The 18,234-nt window shown below is 59.8% G+C and carries 18 protein-coding genes; 2 read left to right on the top strand and 16 right to left on the bottom strand.

The features are described 5' to 3' along the window. The first annotated feature begins 98 nt into the window (after positions 1-98). Positions 99-506 carry a LapA family protein gene (locus tag ACP8KU_RS04270; RefSeq protein WP_284609132.1) on the top strand — a complete coding sequence of 136 codons (408 nt, stop codon included), beginning with the start codon at positions 99-101 and terminating at the stop codon, positions 504-506. A gap of 108 nt (positions 507-614) precedes the next feature. Here ACP8KU_RS04270 and ACP8KU_RS04265 read toward each other — a convergent pair whose 3' ends face one another. The 5 genes from ACP8KU_RS04265 to rpsB all read right to left on the bottom strand — a co-directional run bounded on the left by ACP8KU_RS04265 (position 615) and on the right by rpsB (position 5,110). Next, positions 615-1,493: a phosphatidate cytidylyltransferase gene (locus ACP8KU_RS04265; protein WP_484484036.1), complete on the bottom strand. Its 879-nt coding sequence runs from the start codon at positions 1,491-1,493 to the stop codon at positions 615-617. A 124-nt stretch (positions 1,494-1,617) separates the two neighbouring features. Next, a complete protein-coding gene (frr, locus tag ACP8KU_RS04260) occupies positions 1,618-2,175 on the bottom strand; it encodes a ribosome recycling factor (RefSeq protein WP_005278690.1) in 558 nt (185 codons plus the stop codon). A gap of 70 nt (positions 2,176-2,245) precedes the next feature. Beyond that, complete coding sequence (gene pyrH / locus ACP8KU_RS04255; RefSeq protein WP_284609189.1) at positions 2,246-2,932, bottom strand: UMP kinase; 687 nt, start codon at positions 2,930-2,932, stop codon at positions 2,246-2,248. A gap of 227 nt (positions 2,933-3,159) precedes the next feature. Further along, the gene (gene tsf, locus ACP8KU_RS04250; RefSeq protein ID WP_005283623.1) at positions 3,160-3,972 is read right to left on the bottom strand and encodes a translation elongation factor Ts; all 813 of its coding nucleotides are present in this window, start codon (positions 3,970-3,972) and stop codon (positions 3,160-3,162) included. 304 nt (positions 3,973-4,276) lie between these two features. Continuing rightward, positions 4,277-5,110: a 30S ribosomal protein S2 gene (gene rpsB / locus ACP8KU_RS04245; protein ID WP_005278684.1), complete on the bottom strand. Its 834-nt coding sequence runs from the start codon at positions 5,108-5,110 to the stop codon at positions 4,277-4,279. Positions 5,111-5,501: 391 nt separating this feature from the next. Between rpsB and ACP8KU_RS04240 the strand changes: the two genes are divergently transcribed. Then, positions 5,502-6,023, top strand: coding sequence for a M23 family metallopeptidase (locus ACP8KU_RS04240; RefSeq protein WP_284609131.1), 522 nt, complete (start codon positions 5,502-5,504; stop codon positions 6,021-6,023). Positions 6,024-6,030: 7 nt separating this feature from the next. Here ACP8KU_RS04240 and ACP8KU_RS04235 read toward each other — a convergent pair whose 3' ends face one another. The 11 genes from ACP8KU_RS04235 to ACP8KU_RS04185 form a co-directional block, all read right to left on the bottom strand. Beyond that, the gene (locus ACP8KU_RS04235) at positions 6,031-6,948 is read right to left on the bottom strand and encodes a tyrosine recombinase XerC (RefSeq protein ID WP_284609130.1); all 918 of its coding nucleotides are present in this window, start codon (positions 6,946-6,948) and stop codon (positions 6,031-6,033) included. A gap of 22 nt (positions 6,949-6,970) precedes the next feature. Beyond that, on the bottom strand, positions 6,971-8,152 hold the full coding sequence (gene dprA / locus ACP8KU_RS04230; RefSeq protein ID WP_284897824.1) for a DNA-processing protein DprA: 1,182 nt from the start codon (positions 8,150-8,152) through the stop codon (positions 6,971-6,973). Continuing rightward, complete coding sequence (locus ACP8KU_RS04225) at positions 8,149-9,714, bottom strand: YifB family Mg chelatase-like AAA ATPase (protein ID WP_484484035.1); 1,566 nt, start codon at positions 9,712-9,714, stop codon at positions 8,149-8,151. The genes dprA and ACP8KU_RS04225 overlap by 4 nt, the downstream gene beginning before the upstream one ends. Beyond that, entirely contained in the window at positions 9,701-10,099 is a 399-nt protein-coding gene (locus ACP8KU_RS04220; protein WP_278722863.1) for a YraN family protein, read from the bottom strand. The genes ACP8KU_RS04225 and ACP8KU_RS04220 overlap by 14 nt, the downstream gene beginning before the upstream one ends. A 182-nt stretch (positions 10,100-10,281) precedes the next feature. Further along, positions 10,282-10,587: a DUF2469 domain-containing protein gene (locus ACP8KU_RS04215; RefSeq protein WP_005278666.1), complete on the bottom strand. Its 306-nt coding sequence runs from the start codon at positions 10,585-10,587 to the stop codon at positions 10,282-10,284. Between the two features lie 62 nt (positions 10,588-10,649). Continuing rightward, entirely contained in the window at positions 10,650-11,300 is a 651-nt protein-coding gene (locus ACP8KU_RS04210; RefSeq protein ID WP_198010383.1) for a ribonuclease HII, read from the bottom strand. Continuing rightward, positions 11,278-12,015: a signal peptidase I gene (lepB, locus tag ACP8KU_RS04205; protein ID WP_237800503.1), complete on the bottom strand. Its 738-nt coding sequence runs from the start codon at positions 12,013-12,015 to the stop codon at positions 11,278-11,280. The genes ACP8KU_RS04210 and lepB (ACP8KU_RS04205) overlap by 23 nt, the downstream gene beginning before the upstream one ends. Beyond that, on the bottom strand, positions 11,993-12,688 hold the full coding sequence (gene lepB / locus ACP8KU_RS04200) for a signal peptidase I (protein WP_239269541.1): 696 nt from the start codon (positions 12,686-12,688) through the stop codon (positions 11,993-11,995). The genes lepB (ACP8KU_RS04205) and lepB (ACP8KU_RS04200) overlap by 23 nt, the downstream gene beginning before the upstream one ends. 230 nt (positions 12,689-12,918) lie before the next feature. Continuing rightward, positions 12,919-13,263, bottom strand: a complete 345-nt coding sequence (rplS, locus tag ACP8KU_RS04195) for a 50S ribosomal protein L19 (RefSeq protein ID WP_005278655.1) — start codon at positions 13,261-13,263, stop codon at positions 12,919-12,921. A gap of 175 nt (positions 13,264-13,438) precedes the next feature. After that, complete coding sequence (locus ACP8KU_RS04190; RefSeq protein ID WP_484484033.1) at positions 13,439-15,646, bottom strand: YhgE/Pip family protein; 2,208 nt, start codon at positions 15,644-15,646, stop codon at positions 13,439-13,441. A 256-nt stretch (positions 15,647-15,902) separates the two neighbouring features. After that, a complete protein-coding gene (locus ACP8KU_RS04185) occupies positions 15,903-18,227 on the bottom strand; it encodes a Tex family protein (RefSeq protein WP_484484032.1) in 2,325 nt (774 codons plus the stop codon). Positions 18,228-18,234 lie beyond the last annotated feature (7 nt).

The following is an 18,234-nucleotide window of genomic DNA, read 5'->3' as shown; positions in this document are numbered from 1 at the left end:
GCCCATCTTTCCACGGTTTACCGGTACTTTTCCAATTGGGAAGGTCTCAATTTATAGCCAAGGGGAATTTTGGAAGGGTTTACAGAAATAATGGACATATGACCACTCCGAAATACCCCGAAGATGACTTTTCCGCTTCCGATGATGAGGCCACCGCGGCAGGCGATAATGCCGCTTTGGCCGAAACCGAAAGCAAGGAAGTCTCCACCGATGCCGGCGCCGGCACCACCGAGCCCGCTGCCGCACCACAAAAAGCCCAAGGCTCGTTCGCCGCTAGCACCTGGGCAGCGCTCATTGTCGGTTTCCTCTTGCTAATCGTGTTGATCATCTTCATCATGCAAAACCAGCAAGAAGTGCCGATGAACTTCCTGGGCTGGTCGGGGCAGTTCCCAGCGGGCATTGCCTACCTCATGTTTACCATCGGCGGCGCGCTCATCATGGCGCTAGTAGGTGTGTGGCGCATGCTTGAATTGCGCCGCCAATTGCGCAAGCAGGCCGAAGGCTAAAAGAGCTCTACTGCCGCCCTCCTCCTTGCCCTCGAGATTTTTCGGTGGCACAGCGGGAAGCGGGCGGTTTATGCGCAGCACCCTTATACGCGGTGGCTGCGACTCGGTTTAGACCGCGAAGTTTGCCATGAGGCTCATGGCCACCCAGGTCACCATGGCAGAGGGAAGCATGCCATCAAGGCGGTCCATCAAGCCACCATGTCCGGGGAGGATGTGGGACATATCTTTAATGCCCAGCTCTCGCTTAAATTGCGATTCCACCAAGTCACCCAATGAGGCGCAAATAACAAGGCCGAGCCCCATCAAGGCGCCGATCCACGCCGAATGGTGCAAGAGGAAATGGACGGACACCGCACCAACGATGACGCCGAAGCCAATGGAGCCGCAAAAGCCCTCCCAGGATTTCTTCGGGCTCACGGCCGGTGCCATGGGGTGGGAGCCAAACATCACGCCGACGATATAGCCGCCCGTATCGGAGGCGACAACGCACAGCATAAAGACCACGATGGAAGCGGCACCGCTGGCCATCGGGGTAGAAATCAGCGATAGCATCGCAGCAAAGGTGGCGAAAAGCGGAATCCACGTCAGCACGAAAATGCCGACGGACATGTCCCGCAGATAATTGATGGGTGGGCGATGCCGCCCGTTATGGAAAAGCCTGCCGAACATCAAAATGAGTACGGCGGTGACGTAGACGGCCACGAGGCCGGGCGCGCCAAGCGGCCAGGAAATCCACACCATGGCCTGGCCCAAAATGATTAACAGCGTGCGCGGGATATAGTATGAATTCTCCCGCAAGCGGGTAAGAACTTCCCACATGGCCCCGCCGACGGCGACGGCAACCACTGCATACCAGGCCAAGGGGCCAGCCCACACGGCGAGGACAACGAGGGCGCCGAGCCCCACGCCTACTCCAATAGCCGCCGGTAAGTCACGGCCGGGGCTATTTTTCGGCTGCGGCAATCGGCGGTTCAAGGCGTCACTCACCGTGACCGGCTCCTTTCACTGGGCGTTGTATGCACGTCGCGGGGCTTATCTATTTCCTATACAAAAATACTACGTACAGAAAAGCGCCGCCGGCCGAGGTGGGCGCGGCGGCAGCGGAAAAGACCTAGACCTCCATCAATTCGGATTCCTTGTTTTCCACCAGCTTGTCAACCTGCTCGACATAGCCAGCGGTAATCTTTTCCATTTCCTTTTCTGCGGCAAGGACCTCATCCTCGCCCTCTTCGCCATCCTTTTGAAGCTTCTTCAGCTGCTCCATGGCCTTGCGGCGGATATTGCGGATGGCAATCTTGCCGTCCTCACCCTTGCTCTTGGCAAGCTTGACCATTTCCTTACGGCGTTCCTCGGTCAACTGCGGAACGGTCACGCGCAAAACGTGGCCATCGTTGGTGGGGTTAACACCCAAATCCGAGTTGCGGATGGAGTTTTCAATCTCTTGGATCATGGACTGCTCGTAGGGCTTGATGAGCAACATGCGCGGCTCTGGCACGGAGATGGTAGCCATCTGAGTAATCGGGGTCGGCGCACCGTAGTATTCCGCGATGAGTCCGTTGAACATCGCCGGGTTCGCGCGGCCGGTGCGAATGGTCACCAGCTGCTCTCGGGTGTGCTCGACGGAAGCGGTCATGTGTTCTTCGGCTTCGAGCTGAATGTCATCGATCATGAGGCTGAATCATCCTTCAACGTTGAGGGGTAGCTGTATAAAAGGTAGCAGGTTCTGTGCCGTTTTAGAATTAGGACTGCACCAGCGTGCCGATAACCTGGCCGCTTGCGGCGCGGGCAATATTCCCCTCTTCCAAGAGGTTGAAGACCAAGATCGGCATGTCATTGTCCATGCACAGGCTAAAGGCGGTTGCATCGGCTACCTTGAGTCCCTTTTCAATAACCTCGCGCGGAGTGATTCGGGTGTAGAGCTCCGCATCGGGGTTCGTGCGTGGGTCGTCGGAGTACACGCCATCAACACCCTTGGCCAGGAAGAGGACATCGGCGCCGATTTCCAGGGCGCGCTGCGCGGCGGTGGTATCCGTGGAAAAGTACGGCATGCCCATGCCGGCACCGAAGATAACGACGCGGCCCTTCTCAAGGTGGCGGTTAGCGCGCAGTGGCAAGTACGGCTCGGCGATTTGCGCCATGTTGATAGAGGTTTGCACGCGGCAATCAACGCCCTTTTGCTTCAAGAAGTCCTGCAGGGCCAACGAGTTCATGACCGTACCCAGCATGCCCATGTAGTCAGAGCGGGCGCGGTCCATGCCGCGCTGTGAAAGCTCTGCACCGCGGAAGAAGTTGCCGCCGCCGATCACCACGGCGATTTCGATGCCCTGCTCGGCCACTTCAGCGATTTGGCGAGCAACGTTATCGACAACGTCTGGGTCGATGCCAACCTTGCCGCCGCCAAACATTTCGCCGCCGAGTTTCAGCATTACTCGTTTGTATCCGGTTCGCTTCTCGTCTGCAGAAGTCACGCCTTCATCGTCTCCTTTTGCGCGGGCTGATTTATTTCTTTTCCATCTTACCTACACTGTCCCCGCTTCCCCACACCGCACCGCAGCCTGGCAGCCGCCCCTTCCCCATCGCCCCTAGACAGCAGAAAAGCCCACCGAGAGGGTGTACCTCCCGTGGGCTTTAAAGGCTAAAAAGCGGCTGAGGCTTAAGCGCCAACCTCGTAGCGGACGAAGCCAGTGATGGTGGTGCCGGCCTCTTCTGCAACCTGCTTAACGGTCTTCTTGTTATCGGACAAGGAAGCCTGCTCCAGCAGAACAACGGACTTGTAGAAGCCGTTCAGGCGGCCTTCCACGATCTTTGGAAGCGCAGCCTCAGGCTTGCCCTCCTCGCGAGTGGTGGCCTCAGCGATGGAGCGCTCCTTCTCGACGATCTCTGCAGGAACGTCTTCGCGCTTCAGGTACTCAGCATTCATTGCTGCAATCTGCAGAGCGGCAGCGTGTGCGCCTTCCTTGTTGCCCTCGTAGGAAACCAAGACACCAACTGCAGGAGGCAGGTCAGCGGAGCGCTGGTGCAGGTAGACGGCAACATTGTCGCCATCAACGGTGACTGCACGACGTGCCTGCAGCTTCTCACCGGTCTTTGCGGACTCCTGGTCAACGAACTCGGAGACCTTCTGGCCCTCGATCTCTACGTTGTTGAGTTCTTCCGGGGAGTTAGCCTTGGCTGCGGCTGCAGCTTCAACAATCTTCTTGGCGAAGGACTGGAAGCCCTCGTTCTTTGCCACGAAGTCGGTCTCGCAATTGATCTCAACCATGGTGTTGCCGGATACGGCAACGAGGCCCTCGGTAGCCTCGCGGTCAGCGCGCTTGGACACGTTCTTCGCACCCTTGATGCGCAGGAATTCAACGGCCTTGTCGTAGTCGCCGCCGTTTTCTTCCAGGGCCTTCTTGCAATCGAGCATGCCGGAGCCAGTTGCTTCGCGCAGTGCCTTCACGTCTGCAGCAGTGTAGTTCGCCATAGTTAGGGCGATCCTCCTTGAAAATCAGTCAGTGTTCGTTGAAACAGCGTAGCCGAAGAAACGGTCTCGCGCCGTCTTTGGGTGGGGGTATCTACCCCAGTTTCCTTCATCAATGCGATTGTACGGAGGCTAGTTTTAGCCGCCTCCAGCATAGATAAAAGTAACCCCCACCGCCGTAGCACACGGTGGTAGGGGTTAGGTAAACAGCCTTGTACAGGAATTATTCCCTAGCTGCCCCACACCAAGATGTGCGTGGGGTATTCAATTAAGTGCAGTTAAGAAAGAATCCTCACAAGAGGCAGGCCTACTGTGCAGGCTTGTCTGCGGGGGCTTCCTCAGCCTTTTCTGCAGAAGCAGGATCGGATGCGGCTGCAGCAGCCTCAGCATCGCGCTGTTCCTTCTCTGCGGAATCGCCGGCAGCTTCCTTAGCGGCTGCAAGCTGGCGCTCCTCGCGAGCCTTCTTGCCCTCTTCGACGGCGGAAGCCACGATGCCGGACAGCAGCTTGGTGGAACGGATTGCGTCATCGTTGCCCGGGATCGGGAAGTCAACGTCATCCGGGTCGCAGTTGGTGTCCAGGATGGCAACAACCGGGATGTTCAGCTTGTGAGCTTCCTTAACCGCGATGTGCTCCTTGTTGGTGTCAACAATCCACAGTGCGGACGGGGTCTTGGCCATCTCAGAGATGCCGCCCAGAACGCGCTCAAGCTTGGCGCGCTCGCGGTTGAGCATCAGAACTTCCTTCTTGGTGCGGCCCTTGTAGCCGTCCTCGCGCTCATCCATAGCCTGAAGTTCCTTCATGCGCTTCAGACGCTTGGACACGGTCTGGAAGTTGGTGAGCATGCCGCCCAACCAGCGGTGGTTGACATAAGGCATGCCGACGCGGGTTGCTTCTTCAGCAACTGCTTCCTGCGCCTGCTTCTTGGTGCCAACGAAAAGGATGGTGCCACCGTGAGCGACGGTTTCCTTAACGAACTCGTATGCCTCATCGATGTAGGTCAGCGTCTGCTGCAGGTCGATGATGTAGATGCCGTTACGGTCGGTGAAGATGAAACGACGCATCTTCGGGTTCCAGCGACGGGTCTGGTGGCCAAAGTGCACACCAGCGTCGAGGAGCTCGCGCATGGTTACAACTGCCATGATTCGCTCGCTTTCTTTTAATTGTCTTTCGGTTTTCCAAATGTGCGGTGTTTTATTCCGCACCCTAGCAACGAAGGCCCTGCCAACACCTTGTTTCCAAGGACCACGTCAGCTGCCGGGCCGCCACACCCTTAACGCAGGATGCAACAACTTCGTCGCGCGTAGTCAATGCCTCCGTGAGGGTTAACTCCCAGCGGACACACTGCTATGAAAGACAATAATCCCAGCCAGCTAGATTTTCCAAACCGAACAAGCACTTTTCCACAAGTTTCTTTGAGCGCTTTGCCTCGATTGCCACTTGAGTTTCTTCCGCCCCACCGCTGCTGGTTTATCCACAGCCGGTCCACCTTTCGCCGGGCATTATTGACCGCAGCGCTCCACACTGTGCCCCATGAACCTATTGCCACGACCACGAAACACCGCCGCTTGCCGATGCCCCCTTATCCCCACCCTCGCCACCATCCTCTCTGGTGCGCTAGTACTACTGTGCGCCGCGCCCGCTGCCGCATACGTCGATCCCGCCTCGGGTAAACCGCGCCCGGTTCGGGTGCTGCGCGGCTTTGATAAGCCCGAGCATAAGTGGAGCGCGGGCCACCGCGGCGTCGATATGGCCCTAAGAATTGGCGGCCCAGTCGTCGCCGCCGAATCCGGCACCGTCGCTTTTGTCGGTACCGTTGCCGGAACCCCGGTCATCTCGATCGACCATGCAGATGGCATTCGCACCACGTATCAACCCGTGCACGCGAGCGTCACCCAAGGCCAAGCGGTACGCGAAGGTCAAACTATAGGCAAGCTCGCCCACCCAGTAGACGGCACACCAGGGCTGCATTGGGGCGCGCGGATTGCCAAGGACAGCTACATTGACCCCTTAAGTCTGCTGGATATGCCGGTTATCCGCCTCAAGCCTTTATAAGAATCACTCAGGCCCGCGGGTGGGCCTGGGAATAAACCTGCTTTAGCCGCTTTGCGGAGACATGTGTATAGATTTGCGTGGTACTCAAAGACGAGTGCCCCAGTAACTCTTGGACCACGCGCAGGTCCGCGCCGCCTTCTAAGAGATGTGTAGCCGCAAGGTGGCGCACCCCGTGCGGGGTTAGGCCACTTGTGCCGGTGACCGTGGCGGCTTTGTCCACGATGCGCCGCACCTGGCGCTGGTCAATGCGCGCTCCCCTGCTGCCTACAAAGACGGCCTGGGTATCTCCCCGCGCCATCTCTTTGCGCCCGCCGTCTATCCACTGCTGCAGGGCATCGGTTGCGGCGGCACCAAAGGGCACGACCCGTTGCTTATTTCCCTTACCGGTAACACGTGCGGTGGACCGCTTAAAGTCCACGTCTTCTATATCGAGGCGGACCAATTCCGCCACGCGCATTCCGGTGGCATAGAGCAACTCCAAAATCGCGCTATCGCGCTGAAAATGCGCTTCATCGACAGAAACGGCGTTGCCCACAAGTTCGCCCGCCTGCTGCGGTGCCATCACTGTTGGAAGATGCTGGCCCACCTTCGGTGTTACCAAACGCGCCGCGACATCGCGGCTTAGGTAGCCTTCCCTTTCCGCCCAGGTAGAAAAGGCTTTAACTGAGGCAGTCCTGCGCGCCAGCGTTGCGCGCGCCTTTCCTTCTGCGACCGCGTTGCCCAGCCACTGCCGCAGGTTATTGAGGTTAAAGTCCTCAAAGGTATCGATGTCTTGAGCCAGGTTTTTTAAGTCCGCGCGGTAGCCACGCACCGTGGCCTCCGCACGGCCCTTGACGCAGAGTTGGAAGTCCGCAAAGTCCTTGATGGCCTCGTCCATTTGCCCGACCGGGCCATGGCTTTCTGCGGCCTTCCGTTTGTCACTCATACCCCACGAGTTTACTTGTTTTTCAGCCCATCTCTAAGCGAACCCAGTTATTTCCCTCCCGCACGATCACACACATTTTCTCTAGGGCAAGCAATAAGTGGATAGTAAGGGGCAGGCGGAATCCCGCGTCCCGCGCAATATCTTCAGCAGTAGCCGGAGGGCTTCCTGGCGGCGGGGTCGCGTCAAAGACCCGCAGCTCATTCCGCGATAATCGCTGCGTTAAAGACGCCGCAAAATTCATTTCATACTGCGCCTCCGGATCAACCGTCCCGGCGCGGCCCACCAGGGCGCGGACTTCGTCGGCGCTGGCGACCAACTGGGCCCGCCCGTCCTGGATGCGCTGGTGGCACCCGAGTGAGCCACTCGTCGTAATTGGCCCCGGCACCGCCATGGCAACGCGCCCCAAGGCTTCTGCCCAGTTGAGGGTATTAAGCGCACCCGAGCGATATGCCGCTTCCATGACCACGATTCCTTGGCTTAGCGCCGCAACAAGGCGGTTGCGAATGAGGAAGCGATGCCGCTTGGGTGCTGTCTCGGGAGCGAATTCGGAGACGATGCAGCCATTATCGGCTATCTGGTCAAAGAGTCCACCATTGCGGGCCGGGTAATTCTTGTCGATTCCGCACGCGGCGACCGCGACGGTGCGCCCCGCATTGTGCAAGGCGGTCTCATGCGCCACGGTATCTACTCCCAAAGCCCCGCCGGAGACGATAGTCCACTGATGGTTCACTAGGCCTGAGACCACACTTTGGGTTGCCTGCCACCCGTAGCGCGAAATGGCGCGCGTGCCCACGATTCCCACGGCCTGCCCTACCTCGGGTTTAAGCGCTGAGCCGCGTACCCACAAGCTATGCGGCGGTACTGCTTGCTCATCGAATGTGGCCGGCGCGTCCGCGCCATTCTGGTAAAAACCAAAGGCAGAAGAAAACGCCTCGGCTGGCCACTCGGGGCTATCGGCAGTGATCAATCGCGCCCCCACGCGCTCTGCGGCGGCGAGGTCTTCTTTTTGCCGCACCCAATCAAACCGTGAGGCGGTGCGCGCTAAGAGAGGCCCGATCCAATCGGCTCGGTGATAAATCCCGTGGGCAATCTCTTCGGCCGAATGATGTTCCAGCAAGGCCTGCAAGGAGGCGGACGGGCCTTCCACCACGCGATTGAGATATACCCATGTGGCAAGTGGAGTCGATAAATCAAGATCGCTCATGCCGAAATCCTCCCTACCGTTTGGCTCGAACGAAGGTCGAGGGCTTGACCCACTTCCGCAAGATCGGGTGTGGAACTGCCGTGCAAGTCGGCCAAGGTCCACGACACGCGCAGGACGCGGTCGATGCCGCGCTGCGAAATCTCGCCCTCGGCAAGGTAGGCAGACAACATGATCATCGCGGACTCAGATGCGGGGCGGTGCCGGCGCAAATAGGACGAGGGCACGGCGCCGTTGACGCGGGCGGGAATGCCGTCGGCCGCCCAGCGCGCCCGGGCACGGTCGCGGGCTTCGGCGACCCGCTCGGCAATGGCGGCAGAGGATTCTTCGCCCTCAGCATTGATGGTGGCTGACTGTCCGGAGAGGGTGACCACCATGTCCAAGCGGTCGCGCAACGGCCCGGAGAGATTCGATAGATAATGAAGCCGGTCATGCGGATTGCACGTGCATTGAGAGGGATCCTCGGCGGCGCACCGACAGGGGTTAGCGGCCATAATCAGTTGGAATCGCGCCGGGTAGTCAATCTCCTGCTGCGCGCGTGCCAGGCGTACATGACCTTCTTCTAAAGGCGCGCGCATGCCGTCGAGGACTGGGGCGCTTACCTCGCTGACCTCATCGAGGAAGAGCACCCCATTATGGGCCAGGCTCACCGCCCCTGGGCGAGGATGGCCGCTTCCACCACCAAGGAGCGCCGCACGGGTAACCGAAGAGTGCGGGGCGATGAAGGGCGCGTGGGAGACCACTTCACCGGGGGTCCCCGTGAGCGAGTGGACCGCGGTGGTTTCTACCATCTGGTCTGGGCTTAGCGCCGGAAGAATGCTGGGCAGGCGCGAGGCGATCATGGATTTTCCCGAGCCTGGTGGGCCAATCATCAACAGGTGGTGCCCACCGGCGGCAGCGACTTCCGCCGCCCACTTGGCATGGTGTTGTCCGGCTATATCGCAGAAATCTAGCCGCTCCTGTGCGGGCGCCGGTGCGGGTTGATCAGAGCAGCACTCGGCCGCGCGGGGCAGGTCGCGCTCTCCTAGCGCCCACGCAAAGGCATCAAAGAGCGTGGCTGCAACCAGCACATTCAAATCGGGAACGAGGGTGGCCTCGGCCGCATTTCCTGGCGGAATAACCAGCGTAGAAATGCCCTCCTCGCGGGCGGCGAGAAGCGCTGGGATGATGCCAGGGACTGCTCTAACCGTGCCGTCCAGGCCCAGTTCCCCGAGCACCAGGGTTTCTTCAAGGACCCGGTTGGGTGACTGCACAGAGCGCGCGTAATCAGCGCCGTGCTGTTCTACGTGGGCGGCGAGAATCGCAAGGGCCATGGGCAGGTCAAAGTGGGAGCCTGATTTTGGTAGAGAGGCCGGCGACATGGAGACGATGACCTTGGTTTTCGGCCATGGCAGGCGGGAATTCGCGGCGGCGGTCTTGATGCGGTCGCGGGATTCAGATATCGCGGTATCCGCATGCCCCACCACATGGATTCCGGGCAGGCCATGCCCTACGTTGGCTTCGACGTTGATGACGCGGGCGAGCACGCCGTGCAGGGAGACTGCTAAGCATTTACCGAGGGCCATCGTCGACCCCCGTAAAGTGCTCTAGTTCAAAACCCTCGCCATTGACCACGAGAGCAATGACATCGAAGCGTACGGTAGCCAGCGGCTTGCCGTCTAGCCACTGGACGGCGGCCCTGCGCATGCGGGCAAGCTTGTGTGGGGTCACCGCCTCGGCTGTGCCAAAGCTCGCGGTAGAGCGGGTTTTTACCTCTACGAAGACGATCGTGCCATCGGGCTCGCGGGCAATAAGGTCGATTTCTCCCACTCGGTAGGAGACGTTGGCGGCAATGATGTCGGAACCGCGCTCGCGGAGGTAGCGCGCGGCGAATGATTCTCCCCGCTTTCCCAGTTCTTGCCTGTGCCGGGGGTGCTTCGTAGCGAGGTGTTTATCGGATGCAAATTGCATGTGCGGCGTCCTTTTCTTTCGTGCTGTTTGTGCTGCACGCACAGAACACCGCAGGATGCGGGCCGGATACAAGCCCGAAAACCAGAAAACCGCCGCGGATGTGAATAACTTCGGCATCACGAAGGGTTATCCACAGCTGCGGCGGGATGGAGCGGGCGCCGGGTTGACAGGCGCCCAGTGCCCTAGTCCGGCATGATGAAATCCGGCTTGTCCAGTTCCTCGATATTGACGTCCTTGTAGGTAATGACGCGGACATAGCGCACGAATCGGGCGGAACGGTACATATCCCACACCCAGGCATCGGACATGCGCACCTCGTAGTACACATCGGGCCCGGCGGTATGGGGAATCAGTTCTACGGCATTGGCCAGGTAGAAACGTCGTTCGGTTTCTACGACATAAGAAAACTGGCTGACGACATCACGATATTCGCGGTAAAGGGACAGCTCTACCTCTGCCTCGTAGTTTTCGAGTTCCTCTGCACTCACTGTGGACCTCCAAAATATGGGATAGCTCGCCCTAGCTTAGCGCGCAGAAACGACAATTTTCGCTAGGCACGCGCAGTGAATTGGGCATGCGCGCGCTGCACATTGCTGTAGCTCATGCGGTGTTCTGGACTCGCCCCCAAAGCGGCAATCGCGGCCTCGTGTGCCTTGGTTCCATAGCCCTTATGCCCAGCCAATCCATAACCCGGAAAGCGCTCGTCTAGATCCCGCATGAGGCGATCTCGGCTTACCTTGGCCAGCACGCTCGCCGCCGCAATGCACCGCGCCGCCGCGTCCCCACCAACGATGGGCAGGTGGGGTTGGGTGAGGCCGGGGATAAAGAGGGCATCGGAAAGCACATAGCCTGGGCGCTGTTCCAGGCGCGCTACTGCCCGGCGCATGCCCGAGGTATTGGCGTGCTGGATGCCACGCTTGTCGATGTCCCCCGCACCAATATGCACCACAGACCAGTCCACAGCCTTGTCTTTGATGATGGGAAAGAGTTTTTCGCGCTGACGGGGAGTGAGCTTTTTGGAATCGGTTAAGGTATCCAACTCGCCCACGATGCGCTCGGGCAGGATGCAGGCGGCGATGGTGATGGGGCCGCAGCACGCACCGCGGCCGGCCTCATCCACCCCGGCGACGGGGCCGAGCCCTGCCTTGGCCAACGCCACTTCAAAGGTGCGTTGCTGTTTAAGCCGCCGCATCCTGGATATCCGGATCGTCAATGCCGCCAAAGCGCGATACGGGCAGGACCACGGCCTCTACCTTGCCGCGCACGTTGTCCACCGGCACGGTGCCTTGCAGGTGATCGCCGATGTGCGCACGAGAATCCAGGGAATTGGTGCGGTTATCCCCCATGACCCACATATTGCCTTCTGGAACGGTCACGGGACCGAAGTATTGGCCGCCGCAGGCCTGCGAGCCGGAGCCGGGATCAACCGGGATCTCGGGCGGATCCAACGTGAAGCTCTGGTCTATCGGTACACCATCCACCATCACCGCGGAATCGCCCTCCTCACACTTGACCGTCTGGCCCTCGGTGGCGATAACGCGCTTGACCAGGATATTTTCCCCATTGGGCAAAAGCCCCACCGACGCCAAGGCGTTTTGGGCACCGCGCACCAGCACGTTATCGGAGCGCTGCACCTCAAATTCCGTATTCCAGGACTCAGGTCCTTCAAATACCACGACATCGCCTGGGTCCGGGTCGTGGAAGTAATAGCTCATCTTCTGCACCGCAATGCGGTCATTATCGCAGCCAGTACAGCCATGCAGCGTGGGCTCCATCGACGCGGAGGGAATGACATACATCCGGCCAACGAATGCCTGCAATAAGACTAGGAGCACGAAGCCGCCTATGACCGGCGCAAGGAAATCGCGGGTGCGCAGGCGCTGTTGCTGTGGTTTAGCTTTGGATGTCTGGGTCATCGACCCCACCAATGCGGTTGAATGGCCAGAATACGAACTGCACCTTTCCGCGCACGTTATCTACTGGGATCGTGCCGTGGAAGTTATCGCCCATGTGGTAGCGCGAATCGGCAGATGCGGTGCGGTTATCCCCCATGACCCAGATATTATCCTCAGGCACCTTCACCGGGCCGAAATACGGGCCACCGCAGGCTTCCGATCCAGTCGATTCATCCACCGGGTAGGTCGGCGGATCCTGCACGTAATCCTGCTTGATGGGCTTGCCATCCACCATGACGGCGGGATCGCCTTCTTGGCAGGACACCGTCTGCCCGCCGGTGGCGATAACGCGTTTGACCAGGGTATTTTCATCTGGCGGTGCTAAGGAGATAAAGCTCAGCGCATCCTGAATGCCGTGAATGACAGCATTTGATGAGCGCGGGGAGACGTAACTCCCGTTCCAATCGTCGGTGCCCTTAAAGACCACGACATCGCCTGGCTCTGGCCCCTTATCGCCGTAGTAAGAGACCTTTTCTGTAAAGATGCGGTCATTCGTGCATCCCTCACAGCCATGCAGCGTCGGCTCCATGGATCCTGAGGGAATCACGTATTGGCGGCCGATGAAGTTTTGGAATAGCCCCACGACCACCAGCACGGAGACGACGACTACGAGAGTCTCCAGCCACCACGGCATTTGTTTTTCCTCCGCGGCCGCTTCTTTGCCCTGCGAGATGCTTTCGTTATTCACCCGTCAGATCCTAGCAACTGCATGCCCGCAATCTGGATTGGCTCCCGTGACTGCAGGGCGATTCACAGGAAATCGAAATGATTCGAGGAGTGCACAATAAAAATCTCCCTCCCTTTCCGGCACTGTGCATGCAGGAAAGGAAGGGAGATATGCGCTGCCCAGGGCGGGCGCTAGAACTAGCGACGCTCCTTGATGCGAGCCTTCTTGCCGCGCAGATCGCGCAGGTAGTACAGCTTCGCACGGCGAACGCGGCCACGACGGGAGACCTTGATGGACTCGAGGTTCGGGGAGTGAACCGGGAAGGTACGCTCTACGCCGATACCGAAGGAAACCTTACGCACGGTGAAGGTCTCGCGGATACCGGAGCCCTGGCGGCGGATGCAGATGCCCTTGAAGAGCTGTGCACGCTCGTTGTTACCCTCAATAACCTTGACGTTGACGTCAAGGGTATCGCCGGGGCGGAAGGAGGGGATGTCGTCGCGCAGCTGCGCTGCATCGACCTTGTCGATAATGTTGGTCATACCAATATTCCTTTTCAGTTTGGGACAGAGGACCCTGGCGGCCAGGAGGCCTGACCGGTTCGTGCCCGTTACATAGAACGATGGATTATCTTTCCATAGGAACCGGCCAATTCCAAATTCCTCAACTTCGCGGATTTACTACCCTACCTGGGGCGAGCCGGACACTCAGCACGCCTTAGGCAGGCATGGGCGAGCGGAGGATGGAGTGGTGCTCATCGAGGATCTTTGCCGTGCCCAGGTATCGCGCCCGGAAGACCAAGTACGACGCCACCACGGCACCCACCGTGATGCTAAAGAGGATAATGATGCTGCTCCAGAATGTGCCATCATGAATACCGTCGGTAGCGCGGGTAAACGCGTCCTTGGCGTAGGACATCGGATGGAAAGGGTGCAGCAGGCTGAGCGCGCGCGGAATCGCCAGGACCGGCCAGACCCCGCCAAAGACCATCACGCCCAGGGCGAACGCGCCGGCTGCAAAGATCGAACCGATCTTGCGCCCGAAGGTAATCAGGAAGAACTGATAGGTCGCCGCACCCACGGCGGAAATCGCGGCGAGCACGAGCGCGATCATGGACCAGCTTGCCGGCTGCCACCCCAAGGTGGAAGACATCAGGGCCATAAACGCCAGTATGAGGAAGTTTAGGCCGGTCAGCGCGGCAAAGGCGCCGAATACGCTGCGGGCCGGGCTGGCGACGCGGGCTCCCCGGCGCACCATGTAGTACGGCAGCGTCATCGCCAAGAGCAGCATGACGAGGAAGCCGAATACGAGCACGAAGAGCATGGAGGCACCGCCGGTAATACTCTTTTCGGTCGGGTCCGCTGGGTTGACCACCGTCTGCACGGGATGGACATTGGATGCGGTGAAGTTAATGGGAACCGCTATATTTTGTGCGGAATCCTCTGGGCGGGAAATGGTAGGGGCCTTGGCGGCGCCTTCGGCAAGCTTCGTAGATAGCTCGCCAGAGCCTTCCTTGAGGCGGTCCAAGCCGCCCTTGAGCTCGGTTCCGCCTTCAGCCAGGCGGCCGGTGCCCTCCTTGAGCGCGCCCGTGCCATCGTGGAGGCGGGAGGCACCATCCTGCAAGCGGGTCGCACCGTCCTGCAGCTGCGAGGTACCGTCGCTAAGCCTGCCAACTCCGCCGCGCAGCTCCTTGATGCCATCGGATAGGCGGTGCGCACCGCCATTCAGTGAAGTCAGCCCGCCGAGGTATTCCGATTGCGGATCGGACAGGTTGTAGTGCAGCTGCCCGGTACCTGCGGAAAGCTTCTCCAGCTGCCCCACCATATTTCCACTAGAGGCAGGATCGAGCCTGGATACCAACGAGTAGAGCTGATCCGCTTGCTGGGTCATGCCGAGCCCGCGCAGGATGTCTACCAGCTGGGTAAGGCCAGGAACCACGGCTTGGGCTTGCTTCAGCACGGGGATGAGCATGCCGGTGAGCTGATTGACCCCGGCGTCGATCTGGCCCGCACCATCGGCAAGGCGGCCGGTACCGGCAAGGAGCTTATCGGAGCCATCGGCAAGCCGGGAGGCACCGTCATCGAGGCGCGCCGCGCCATCACTCAGCTTGCCTGCACCATCATTCAACCGCCCGACGCCGTCATTGAGCCGCGTCGTTCCGTTGAGGAGCTCGGCTGTGCCGTTATTGAGCGTGCCCGCACCGTTGTCGAGCTTGTTGATGCCCTCAACCGCGCGCCCGCCGCCCTCTTGCAGCTTTCCAGCGCCCTCATCGAGGCGCCCCGCGCCGTCCGCGGCATTGCCCAGGCCGTCGCTCAGCTTAGTAAGCCCCTCAATAACCTGGTCGGCGTACTTTTTGGAAATGGCGTTTTCCACGCTCGTTTGTACCTGCGGAATAAGGCTGGAGGAAATCACCGAGCCATTCGTGCCGTAGTAGTCATTCGTGGCGAAGTTGATCTCAGGCTTTTCGGGCTTATCGCTGATGATGGTGACGGCTTGTTCGGAAAAGTTCTTCGGGATAGTCACCACCATCAAGTACTTGCCCTTGACCAGACCCTCTTCGCCTTCGTCCTTGTTGACCTCAGAGAATTTGAGGTAGTCAGTCTCCAGCAGGCCCTCGACCACTTGGTCGCCATAGTTGGTGTGCTTGCCCTGCTTGTCCACGCCGGCGTCTTCATTGACCACTGCGAGGTCAATATTGCGCATGTACTTGGATGGATCCCACATGGCCCACATCATGGTTCCGGCCACGATGATGGGCGCAACGAGGAAGAATACGATAAGCACCCGCGACAAAGCGCTGCGTGGGCGCCAGTCCAGGAGGCGGTGCCAGCCCAGCACTCCCCGGCTCTTGTGTTCCTCGCCGCTTATCGAGGCCATCGCTGCAGTGTCCTCGGCACCGTGACCGCTATCGGCCGCACGACTCATAGTTGTCTCCTTATGGCAGTAGTTCAGCGTCCCCCTTGCCCCCATCTGCCCAGGAGCACCTCGCTGAAGCAGGAGAAGAAGGACGCCATTTACTTAGTTTTGTCAAACTTACCATTATTGGATGTGGGAGTCCGCATCGATTGTAATGTGGCGGTCATATTTTTCGGGTCGTCCGCGGTTGGCGGGGATATTTTCCCCACCGCGGCCCCAAGCAGCGGCCCACCCTGCGGTGCTGGTAGGCCGCTGCACAGAGAAGCTAGAAGCCGGCCTTCTTCAGGGCATCGGCCATGGTCCCCTTGGCTGCCGGGCGCCCGCGGGAGCCTCCACGATCGGAGTTGCGTCCGCCCTTCTTCCCCGCTGCTCGCGAAGGCTTTTGACCGCCGCGCTTGCCGGATCCGCGCTGCGAGTCGCCGCCGCGGCGCTTCGGCGCGGGCTGTCCCGGCTCATCATCCAGCCGCAGCGATAGGCCGATGCGCTGGCGATCGACGTCGACCTCCATCACCTTGACCTTGACCACCTGGCCGGAGCGCACGACCTCATGGGGATCAGAAACAAACTGATGGCTCATTGCAGAGACATGGACGAGTCCGTCTTGGTGCACGCCGACATCCACAAACGCGCCGAAGGCCGCGACGTTGGTGACCGTGCCCTCCAGCACCATGCCTGGGGTAAGGTCAGAGACCTTATGCACGCCTTCTTTAAAGGTGGCGGTCTTAAACTCAGGGCGCGGATCGCGGCCGGGCTTATCCAGCTCGGCGATGATATCGCTCACAGTTGGGATACCGAAGGTTTCATCGGCGAAATTGGCGGGATCCAGCTTGTCCAGCACGCGGGTATTGCCAATGAGCTCGCCGATGCCCAGCCCCGTCTGCTCCGCAATCCGCGTCACAATGGGATAGGCCTCGGGGTGAACCGCAGACGCATCGAGCGGGTCCGCTCCCCCATTAATGCGCAGGAAGCCGGCGGACTGTTCAAAGGCCTTCGGCCCCAGGCGCGGCACCTTCTTCAGCTCCTTCCGGGTGGCAAAAGAGCCATTGTCATTGCGGTAGGCCACGATATTGGCGGCGATGGTGGGGTTAATACCCGCCACGCGCTCCAAGAGCGGCGCCGAGGCCGTATTGAGGTCAACTCCAACGCCGTTGACGGCGCTTTCCACCACGCCGTCCAGCGTGCGCGCCAGCGACGTTTGGTTCACATCGTGCTGATACTGGCCCACGCCGATGGCCTTAGGATCGATTTTTACCAGCTCTGCCAGCGGATCCTGCAGGCGCCGGGCGATGGAGACCGCCCCGCGCAGCGAGACATCCATATCGGGAAATTCCTCCGCCGCCAACTGCGATGCGGAGTAGACCGATGCCCCGGATTCGGAGACCACGACGGGCGTCGGACGCTGGCCGCCAGCCTGCTTGAGCAGGTCAGCAATCTCGTGTGCAAGTTTTTCCGTTTCCCTAGACGCAGTGCCATTGCCGATGGCCATAAGGTCAACCGAGTGCTGCGCGCACAGCGTGGACAGGGTCTGCACCGCCTGCGACCACTGGTTTTGCGGCTGGTGAGGATAGACAATGGTGGTATCGAGCACCTTGCCCGTTTTATCCACCACGGCACACTTGGTGCCGTTGCGGTAGCCCGGATCGAGGCCGATCGTCGCGCGCTGGCCCGCAGGGGCAGCAAGCAGCACGTCGCGCAGGTTCGTGGCAAAGACCTTGAGGGCGCCTTCTTCTGCTACTTCTTTCAAGCGCATGCGCACATCCAGGCTGGAGGAAACATACAATTTGGTGCGCCATCCCCAGTGCACAGCGTTATCCAGCCACGCGGAGCTGCGATCCAGACCGAAGCGATCCGCAATGAGGTCCTCGTAGTCGGCATCGTCACCGGCATCCAGGTGCAGCTGCAGCACTCCCTCGTTCTCCCCGCGCAGGAGCGCCAGAATGCGGTGGGAAGGAAGCGAAGAAAAAGGCTCGTTGAAGTCGAAGTAATCCTTGAACTTCACGCCCTCGGCTTCCTTTCCTTCCACCACCTGCGCTTGCATGGCACCCTGGTTAAACATGCGCTCGCGCACGCCACCGACCAAGTCTGCATCGAGTGCGAAGCGATCAATGAGGATGGAGCGCGCACCCTCCAGCGCCTTCTTGGTATCGGGAAAACCTTCCGTGAGATAGCCCTGCGCTAATTCCTCCGGCTGGGCCTGCGGCTGCGCGATCAATGTGTCGGTCAGCTCTTCCAAGCCGGCTTCGCGCGCGATATCAGCCTTAGTCTTACGCCGCTTTTTATACGGCAGGTACAAATCCTCAAGCCGCGCCTTGGTATCGCAGGCAAGGATCTGGCCGCGCAGGTCATCGCTAAGCTTGCCCTGCTCATCAATGGCGGCAAGGACCGTCTCTTTACGCTCTTCTAGCTCGCGCAGGTAGGTGGCCTGCTCTTCGATGGTGCGCAGCTGCGCGTCATCCAAACCACCCGTGACCTCCTTGCGATAGCGCGCAATGAAAGGCACGGTATTTCCCTCCGCAAGGAGTTTCAGCGCCGTCGAAACCTGGGTTTCTTGAGCGCCGATCTCCGCCGCGATGGTGGCCGCAATATTCACGTAGATT

The organism is Corynebacterium sp. LaCa_282, from assembly GCF_057198125.1.
Note: the sequence above shows the minus strand (reverse complement) of the source record. Positions and strands in the feature narration are given on the sequence as shown.

Bases quoted from the DNA above. Each gene is read 5' to 3' on its own strand.
- ACP8KU_RS04270 (WP_284609132.1), top strand. From the start codon at position 99: ATGACCACTCCGAAATACCCCGAAGATGACTTTTCCGCTTCCGATGAT.
- frr (WP_005278690.1), bottom strand. From the start codon at position 2,175: ATGATCGATGACATTCAGCTCGAAGCCGAAGAACACATGACCGCTTCC.
- pyrH (WP_284609189.1), bottom strand. From the start codon at position 2,932: ATGCTGAAACTCGGCGGCGAAATGTTTGGCGGCGGCAAGGTTGGCATC.
- tsf (WP_005283623.1), bottom strand. From the start codon at position 3,972: ATGGCGAACTACACTGCTGCAGACGTGAAGGCACTGCGCGAAGCAACT.
- rpsB (WP_005278684.1), bottom strand. From the start codon at position 5,110: ATGGCAGTTGTAACCATGCGCGAGCTCCTCGACGCTGGTGTGCACTTT.
- ACP8KU_RS04240 (WP_284609131.1), top strand. From the start codon at position 5,502: ATGAACCTATTGCCACGACCACGAAACACCGCCGCTTGCCGATGCCCC.
- ACP8KU_RS04235 (WP_284609130.1), bottom strand. From the start codon at position 6,948: ATGAGTGACAAACGGAAGGCCGCAGAAAGCCATGGCCCGGTCGGGCAA.
- dprA (WP_284897824.1), bottom strand. From the start codon at position 8,152: ATGAGCGATCTTGATTTATCGACTCCACTTGCCACATGGGTATATCTC.
- ACP8KU_RS04225 (WP_484484035.1), bottom strand. From the start codon at position 9,714: ATGGCCCTCGGTAAATGCTTAGCAGTCTCCCTGCACGGCGTGCTCGCC.
- ACP8KU_RS04220 (WP_278722863.1), bottom strand. From the start codon at position 10,099: ATGCAATTTGCATCCGATAAACACCTCGCTACGAAGCACCCCCGGCAC.
- lepB (WP_237800503.1), bottom strand. From the start codon at position 12,015: ATGACCCAGACATCCAAAGCTAAACCACAGCAACAGCGCCTGCGCACC.
- lepB (WP_239269541.1), bottom strand. From the start codon at position 12,688: ATGCCGTGGTGGCTGGAGACTCTCGTAGTCGTCGTCTCCGTGCTGGTG.
- rplS (WP_005278655.1), bottom strand. From the start codon at position 13,263: ATGACCAACATTATCGACAAGGTCGATGCAGCGCAGCTGCGCGACGAC.
- ACP8KU_RS04190 (WP_484484033.1), bottom strand. From the start codon at position 15,646: ATGAGTCGTGCGGCCGATAGCGGTCACGGTGCCGAGGACACTGCAGCG.